7 protein-coding genes are annotated in these 7,215 nt (G+C 59.4%); 3 read left to right on the top strand and 4 right to left on the bottom strand.

Annotated features, from left to right (window positions below; translation table 11 throughout):
- Nucleotides 1-401 precede the first annotated feature (401 nt).
- From ampC to GIW69_RS22065, 3 genes are all read right to left on the bottom strand, one after another.
- Entirely contained in the window at nucleotides 402-1,568 is a 1,167-nt protein-coding gene (ampC, locus tag GIW69_RS22075; RefSeq protein ID WP_236484894.1) for a class C beta-lactamase, read from the bottom strand.
- Nucleotides 1,569-1,713: 145 nt separating this feature from the next.
- Entirely contained in the window at nucleotides 1,714-3,057 is a 1,344-nt protein-coding gene (gene gudD, locus GIW69_RS22070) for a glucarate dehydratase (RefSeq protein ID WP_236484893.1), read from the bottom strand.
- 36 nt (nucleotides 3,058-3,093) lie between these two features.
- On the bottom strand, nucleotides 3,094-4,419 hold the full coding sequence (locus GIW69_RS22065; protein ID WP_268945619.1) for an MFS transporter: 1,326 nt from the start codon (nucleotides 4,417-4,419) through the stop codon (nucleotides 3,094-3,096).
- Nucleotides 4,420-4,785: 366 nt separating this feature from the next.
- Here GIW69_RS22065 and GIW69_RS22060 point away from each other — a divergent pair, with 366 nt between their 5' ends.
- From GIW69_RS22060 to GIW69_RS22050, 3 genes are all read left to right on the top strand, one after another.
- Nucleotides 4,786-5,493, top strand: a complete 708-nt coding sequence (locus GIW69_RS22060; RefSeq protein WP_236484891.1) for a FadR/GntR family transcriptional regulator — start codon at nucleotides 4,786-4,788, stop codon at nucleotides 5,491-5,493.
- Nucleotides 5,494-5,586: 93 nt separating this feature from the next.
- Nucleotides 5,587-5,826, top strand: coding sequence for a hypothetical protein (locus GIW69_RS22055; protein WP_236484890.1), 240 nt, complete (start codon nucleotides 5,587-5,589; stop codon nucleotides 5,824-5,826).
- A gap of 138 nt (nucleotides 5,827-5,964) precedes the next feature.
- On the top strand, nucleotides 5,965-7,026 hold the full coding sequence (locus GIW69_RS22050) for an AI-2E family transporter (protein WP_236484889.1): 1,062 nt from the start codon (nucleotides 5,965-5,967) through the stop codon (nucleotides 7,024-7,026).
- On the opposite strand, the gene GIW69_RS22045 is transcribed toward GIW69_RS22050, so the two are convergent.
- Nucleotides 7,023-7,205 carry a hypothetical protein gene (locus GIW69_RS22045; protein ID WP_236484888.1) on the bottom strand — a complete coding sequence of 61 codons (183 nt, stop codon included), beginning with the start codon at nucleotides 7,203-7,205 and terminating at the stop codon, nucleotides 7,023-7,025. The genes GIW69_RS22050 and GIW69_RS22045 overlap by 4 nt on opposite strands.
- Between the last annotated feature and the right edge of the window lie 10 nt (nucleotides 7,206-7,215).

The following is a 7,215-nucleotide window of genomic DNA, read 5'->3' as shown; positions in this document are numbered from 1 at the left end:
GCATAGGCCTCCACGGCCCGGCCTGGCACAGCAAACCCTGTCGCGGAAAATTCCCCAGCGCGGCGGCAATGTTAATGCCCCAGACCTTTGGATTCTCCGAGACCGGCCCGGTACGCCCGGGGATAAATATTTCCGTGAGGGCACGTGGTTCGGTGCCGGGTGAGTCGGTGGACGACATGACTGCTCCGTGCGGGGGAGGGCGACGGAGTGATTTATGGCGCGGGAGCGGGAGATTGCCTACTGTCAGGTCTGACAGGTAGAGGCCTATTTAAGACGGACGGTAGGTGTAGGAGCCGCCGCAGGCTGCGATCTTTTGATGTTGTTCTTTCAAGATCAAAAGGTCGCAGCCTGCGGCAGCTCCGAACTTTATAGGAGCTGCCGAAGGCTGCGATTTTTGATCTTCAATCCGCCAACGCACCCAGGATCGTGTGCCCAATCTTCACCCGGTCTGCATTCGGATAGTTCTTGTTTGCCAGAATGACGATGCCGATGTCCTTCGACGGCACGAACGCCACATACGCGCCAAACCCCCGTGTAGCCCCGGTCTTGTTGAACAGGACATCGCCGGTCTCAGGCTGCGGTGGAGTGAGCCACTGCACTTTGTGGGCTTCCATCGCCATCGGCGTCGAGTTGCCGGCCTGGAGTCTTTCGAGGCTGATCGGGTAGGGGTAGCGTTCCCAGCCCAGGCCTTGGGTCATGTCACCGACGTTGTAGTAACCGGTGTGGGTGAGGGCGATGGCGCTGTGTAGCGACGGTTCGAGGTTCGCCGGTTTCAGGTTGGCCTCGACGAAGCGCAGCAAATCCGACGCGCTGGTTTTCACGCCGTAGGCTTCGGCATCCAGTGCACCGGGGCCGACGCGCACGGGTTGGTTGTCTTTGTCATAGCCTTGGGCGTAGAGCGGCATCTGCGCGGCGGGCACTTTTAGCCAGGTGTGTCGCAGGCCCAGTTTGGGTAGCAGGGTGTGGGACATTGCGTTATCGAATGAACCACCAAGGCTTTTCGCCGCGATATAGCCGAACAGGCCGATGCTCGGGTTGGAGTATTGGCGATGACTTCCGGCGGGATAAGTCGGTTTCCAGTGCTGGAAATAACTGAGCATCGTGTCAGCCGAATCCGCCTCGGCAGGGAATTGCAATGGCAAGCCACCGGCGCTGTAAGTAGCCAGGTGCAGCAGACTGATATTGTCGAAAGCGCTGCCTTCAAGATCCGGCAAACGCGCGCTGGTCTTGTCGCTCAGGTTCAGTTTGCCGCTGGCCTGGGCATAACCGCCGAGGGTCGCGGTGAAGGTTTTACTGATAGAGCCGACTTCGAAGAGGGTGTTTTCGCTCACCGCTTGCTCGGTGTCCTTTTTGGCGACACCGTAGTTAAAGTAATGCGGCTTGCCTTTGACGATGACAGCAACGGCTATGCCGGCAATGTCCTGTTGTTGCATCACCGGTGTGACCGCATCCTTGACCAGCGCTTGCAACTGTTGGTCAGTCAGCGGGGCGGCCATGCAGGTGGCGGAACCGAGCAGCAGGGCGAAAGTGCTGCAGGACGTGAGTTTGGGCAGATTGAACAAGTGCATGAACGGGTCACTTTCCATGAGTGTCGACTGGGCTTGCAGGCGAACCTTCCACTCATGGACTTGTGGCTGTCAACCCGACCGCTGAGCAAAACCAACTGTAGGGGTTGCGGCACGAGCGTGCCGCAGCCCTACAGGGGGATCGTGTTTAGCGCACCAGGCACGGCCGCTTGTTGTCGAACTTCCAGCCCGGAATCAGAAACTGCATCGCCACGCTGTCATCCCGCGCACCCAGACCCATGCCGTTATACAGCTCATGAGCCTTGGCGACCTGATCCATATCGAGCTCCACGCCGAGGCCCGGTTTTTTCGGCACTTGCACGCAACCGCCGACGATTTGCAGCGGTGCCTTGGTCAAGCGCTGGCCGTCCTGCCAGATCCAGTGGGTGTCGATGGCGGTGATGCTGCCCGGAGCGGCGGCGGCTACGTGGGTGAACATTGCCAGGGAAATGTCGAAGTGATTGTTGGAGTGCGAGCCCCAGGTCAGGCCCCATTCATGGCACATCTGCGCCACACGCACCGAACCCTGCATGGTCCAGAAGTGCGGGTCGGCCAGCGGAATGTCCACCGACTGCAACTGAATCGCGTGGCCCATTTCGCGCCAGTCGGTGGCGATCATGTTGGTGGCGGTCTTCAGCCCGGTGGCGCGGCGAAACTCAGCCATGACTTCACGGCCGGAGTAGCCGTTTTCCGCGCCGCACGGGTCTTCGGCGTAGGCGAGCACCTGATGCTGATCGCGGCACAGACGGATCGCTTCTTTGAGTGACCATGCACCGTTCGGATCGAGGGTGATGCGTGCATCGGGGAAGCGTTCGGCCAACGCGGTCACTGCTTCGATTTCCTCATCGCCGCTCAGCACACCGCCCTTGAGCTTGAAGTCCTGAAAGCCGTAACGCTGATGCGCGGCTTCGGCCAGACGCACCACGGCGTCGGCAGTCATGGCTTTCTCGTGACGCACGCGGAACCAGTCGTTGTCGGCGTCCGGTTCGCTGCGGTAGGCCAGATCTGTCTCGTGCTGATCACCCACGTAGAACAAGTAGCCGAGCATCTTCACTTCATCGCGCTGCTGGCCTTCGCCGAGCAACGCCGCCACCGGCACGTCGAGGTGCTGGCCGAGCAGGTCGAGCAGGGCGGCTTCAAGGCCTGTGACCGCGTGAATGGTGATACGCAGGTCGAAAGTTTGCAGGCCTCGGCCGCCGGCGTCGCGGTCGGCGAAGGTCTGGCGCACCTGATTAAGAATCTTCTGATAGGTGCCGATCGGGCTGCCGACCACCAGGCTGCGCGCATCTTCGAGGGTCTGGCGAATGCGCTCGCCACCCGGCACTTCACCAACGCCGGTGTGGCCGGCGTTGTCCTTGAGAATGACGATGTTGCGAGTGAAAAACGGGCCGTGGGCGCCGCTCAGGTTAAGCAGCATGCCGTCGTGGCCGGCCACCGGAATGACTTGCATGTCGGTGATGATCGGGGCTTTGGCGGTGTCATGTACGGTCATTTTTATTGTCCTTTTGAACATCTGCAAAAACGAAGGTCAGGCGTGTTTCGGCGCGGCATCGGCCACGGCGACATCAGGTGCGGATTTTGGTGTGGTGCGAGCGAAGAAGACGATGATCGCGGCGATGATCGATGTTCCCGCCAAGCCATACAGGCCGCCCTGAATCGAACCGGTGTTCTGTTCAAGTAAGCCGAAGGTGGTCGGCGCGACGAAACCGCCGAGGTTGCCCACCGAGTTGATCAACGCGATCACCGCTGCGGCGATCCGCGCATCCAGATACGCTTGCGGGATCGGCCAGAACAGCGACGACGCAGATTCGAAGCCCAGCGCGGCAAAACAAATAGCAACGAAGGCGAAAATCGGCCCGCCGGTGGTGGACATGAACATCCCCGCCGCCGCGATCAACAATGCCGTGGCAACCCACGCCTGCTGGTGTTTCCACTTTGCCGAGAACGTCGCGAAAGCGTACATGCCGATGATCGACAGCAGCCATGGAATCGAGTTGAACAGACCGACCTGGAAGTCGCTCATTTCGCCCATCTTCTTGATGATGCTCGGCAACCAGAAGGTCGCGGCGTAGATGGTCAACTGGATGAAGAAGTAGATCAGGCAGAACAGGATGATCTGACGATCCTTGAGCAATGTCCCCAGGGACGGCTTGATCGGTGTCGCGGCTTCGCGGGCTAGCTGTTCGGCGTCGATGGCGTTGACCAGCGCGTCCTGCTCGGCACGGCTCAGCCACTTGGCATCATGGGGTTTGGCGTCGAGCCAGAACCACACGAACACGCACAGGCACACCGAAAACATCCCTTCAATGAAGTACATCCATTGCCAGCCGTGCAGGCCCAGCCCTTCGATTTGCAGGAGCAGGCCGGACAGTGGGCCGGAGATCAGCGAGGCCACGGCCGAGCCGCTGAGGAAAATCGCAATCGCCTTGCCGCGTTCGGCACCCGGCAACCACCGGGTGAAGTAATAAATTACCCCGGGAAAGAAGCCGGCCTCGGCCACGCCGAGCAAAAACCGCAGCACATAAAAGTGAGTTTCGTTCTGGATGAACGCCATGCCGGCGGCGACCAGGCCCCAAGTGAGCATGATCCGGGTCAGCCAGATACGGGCGCCGACTTTTTGCAACAGCATGTTGGAAGGGACTTCGAACAGCGCGTAACCAATGAAGAACAGACCAGCACCAAAGCCATAGGCGGCAGCGCCGATGCCCAGGTCATGCTCCATGTGGATGCGGACGAAACCGATGTTCACGCGGTCAATGTAATTGACGATAAACATGATCACGAACAGCGGCAGGATGTGACGTTTCACTTTTGAGATGGCTGACGACAGCGTTGGATCAACGCCCTCGTTCATCGCGGTGATGGAAGGTTTCACTTGGTTGTTCTCCCACTGATTATTTTTATGCGGGGTGTATCCGGGTGTTGCGATGTTGGCAGACATCATACAACTGGTTTTTTTTGTCCGACAAGGGGGCGTGTGCAAACAATTTCAGCTTGAAGCGGTTTTTTATGCTTTTTTATCTGTCCGCCCAATGTTTAAAGGGCAGTGTTCTGATCAGCACCGGCCGCGATATCGCCTTACTCGTTCTGTTCGCATCATCAGTCGAGCCAGCGTTGCCAAATGATTTGAGTGTTGTCATACAAGCTGCCGCAAAAAACGATCCCCGCCCAGCAGCGCCAGTGCTACGATCCGCAGGCCCCGTTTCACCGGATATTGACCATGCAAGAAGACCTCGGCGCTCCTGCCCGCAAACACAACCTGGCCCATGATCTGGTCGCCCGGTTGACCCAGCGTATCCTGCTGGGACAAATGCTTCCGGGGGACAAGTTGCCGTCTGAAAACTCCATCGTTCAGGAGCACGGCGTCAGTCGCACGGTCGTGCGCGAGGCGATTTCCAAATTGCAGGCGTCGGGGCTGGTGGAGACGCGTCACGGCATCGGCACATTCGTCATCGAGCGTGCGCCGGAGCAGGGGCTGCGATTGAATGTCGACACGGCGCTGGGGGTGCGCAGCATTCTCGAATTGCGCATGGGCCTGGAAACCCAGGCAGCGGCGCTGGCGGCACAGCGGCGTACCGAACAACAGTTGTCGCAGATGCGTCAGGCATTGGATGACTATCAGAATCTGCTGGCCAACAACGACAGCTGCGTCGAGGCCGACCGACGTTTTCATTTGTTGATCGCTGAAGCCACCGGCAACGTTTGCTTCACCGAAATCATGCAGCACTTGGGCAGTGCCATGATCCCGCGTACCCGGGTCAATGCCGCCGAGCGTGGGGCGACGGATTTGAGCAAGCTCGGGCACCTCGCCAATCTGGAACATGAGGCGATCCTCAACGCCATCCAGCGCCAGGACCCGGACGCGGCACGCGCGGCCATGTGGCTGCACCTGACCAACAGCCGCGACCGGTTTTCCGCCAAGGGGTGAGTCGCCGTTGGTCTGTTCGACAGCACGCCGTTTGAACGCACGCTTCCAACTTGAACGGCCCGGACTTTCCGGATCTTCGTAACGAGGTGTGCCATGGCGAACGATGCGCTGTTTCAGGGTGGAGTGTTGCCCACTGATCCTACCGATCCGAACCGTCCCTTGTCCGGGACGGAAGAACCCACGTTGATGGATCACGAAATGCCGCCGGGCATGGCGCCCGGGCACGATCCGAGTGATGCCGACCGGCCGGAAGACTGGCAGGATCCTCCGGCGGCGGATGAAGACGTGCCGCCGGCGGATGAGCCGACGCCGCTGTCGGATGATCGCCGCTAGTTATGAATTAACGGTGCTGGCCTCTTCGCGCCTATTTATCTGGATCTATGCTTCTTGAGCAAAGCGATGGCACTTTCGTCGCGCGCTGGCGGACTAAGTTGGCGGGTACGAGTGGTGCCCGACTGACATGGATCGGACATGAACGCAAAGAGTCTGCAATTCAAATCCCTCACGGTGCTGCTGGTGCTAGTGACGGTCGCTTTTATCTGGATCCTGCTGCCGTTTTACGGAGCAGTGTTCTGGGCGGTGATTCTCGGCATCCTGTTTGCGCCGCTGCAACGACGGTTGCAGTCCAGATTCGGCTGGGAGCGCAACCTGACTTCGCTGTTTACCCTGAGCGTCTGCCTGGTCATTGCGATCTTGCCGGTGATCATCATCAGCGTGTTACTGGTGCAGGAAGGGGCGACGGTTTATCAGCGTCTTGAATCCGGCGAGCTGGACATCGCGGCGTATTTGGCGCAGTTCAAAAATGCGCTGCCGCCGTACTTCCAGCATTTGCTCGACCGGTTCGGCATGGGTGAACTGAATGGGCTGCGCGAGAAAATCGTCAAGGCATCGATGCAGGGCAGTCAGGTGCTGGCGACTCAGGCGTTCAGCTTCGGTCAGGGCACATTCGAGTTCATCATCAGTTTTTTCATCATGTTGTATTTGCTGTTTTTCCTGCTGCGCGATGGCCCGGAGCTGGCGCGCAAAGTGCGCACTGCGGTGCCGCTTGAGGAAAACCACAAGCGCCGCTTGCAGCTGAAATTCAATCGGGTCGTGCGCGCGACGGTGAAGGGCAACCTGGTGGTGGCAATCACGCAGGGCGCGTTGGGGGGAGCGATTTTCTGGTTTCTTGATATTCCCAGCGCGTTGCTCTGGGCGGTGCTGATGGCGTTTCTGTCGCTGTTGCCCGCTGTAGGTGCGGGCATCGTGTGGGCGCCAGTGGCCGTGTATTTTCTGCTCAGCGGAATGATCTGGCAGGGCGTGGTGCTGGGCCTGTTTGGCGTACTTGTGATCGGCTTGGTGGACAACGTGTTGCGTCCGATCCTGGTCGGCAAAGATACGAAAATGCCCGATTACCTGATTTTGATTTCGACATTGGGCGGACTGGCGGTGTTCGGCCTAAATGGGTTCGTGATCGGGCCGTTAATCGCCGCGCTGTTCCTGTCGAGCTGGGCGTTGTTCGTCGAGACCCGGCCGAAAGTGCAGCTGCCTTAAGCCTGGAATTGACCGTTGTCGATACGTTGGGACAAAGCCTGGGCGGCGGGCAGCGACGTGAGCGGGCCGCTGATCGCCTCGCCGTCTCGCACCAGATACCAGCAGGCGAGCAGTCCCAGCTCTCTGAGCGAAGCGGGAACGGCGCTGCCGATAACGGACATGATTTGAACCTGAGCCATGACAAGTACC

The sequence above is a fragment of the Pseudomonas syringae genome (genome assembly GCF_021605415.1).
GTDB lineage: Bacteria > Pseudomonadota > Gammaproteobacteria > Pseudomonadales > Pseudomonadaceae > Aquipseudomonas > Aquipseudomonas syringae_S.
Note: the sequence above shows the minus strand (reverse complement) of the source record. Positions and strands in the feature narration are given on the sequence as shown.

Bases quoted from the DNA above. Each gene is read 5' to 3' on its own strand.
- GIW69_RS22060 (WP_236484891.1), top strand. From the start codon at position 4,786: ATGCAAGAAGACCTCGGCGCTCCTGCCCGCAAACACAACCTGGCCCAT.
- GIW69_RS22050 (WP_236484889.1), top strand. From the start codon at position 5,965: ATGAACGCAAAGAGTCTGCAATTCAAATCCCTCACGGTGCTGCTGGTG.
- GIW69_RS22055 (WP_236484890.1), top strand. From the start codon at position 5,587: ATGGCGAACGATGCGCTGTTTCAGGGTGGAGTGTTGCCCACTGATCCT.
- GIW69_RS22065 (WP_268945619.1), bottom strand. From the start codon at position 4,419: ATGAACGAGGGCGTTGATCCAACGCTGTCGTCAGCCATCTCAAAAGTG.
- ampC (WP_236484894.1), bottom strand. From the start codon at position 1,568: ATGCACTTGTTCAATCTGCCCAAACTCACGTCCTGCAGCACTTTCGCC.
- gudD (WP_236484893.1), bottom strand. From the start codon at position 3,057: ATGACCGTACATGACACCGCCAAAGCCCCGATCATCACCGACATGCAA.
- GIW69_RS22045 (WP_236484888.1), bottom strand. From the start codon at position 7,205: ATGGCTCAGGTTCAAATCATGTCCGTTATCGGCAGCGCCGTTCCCGCT.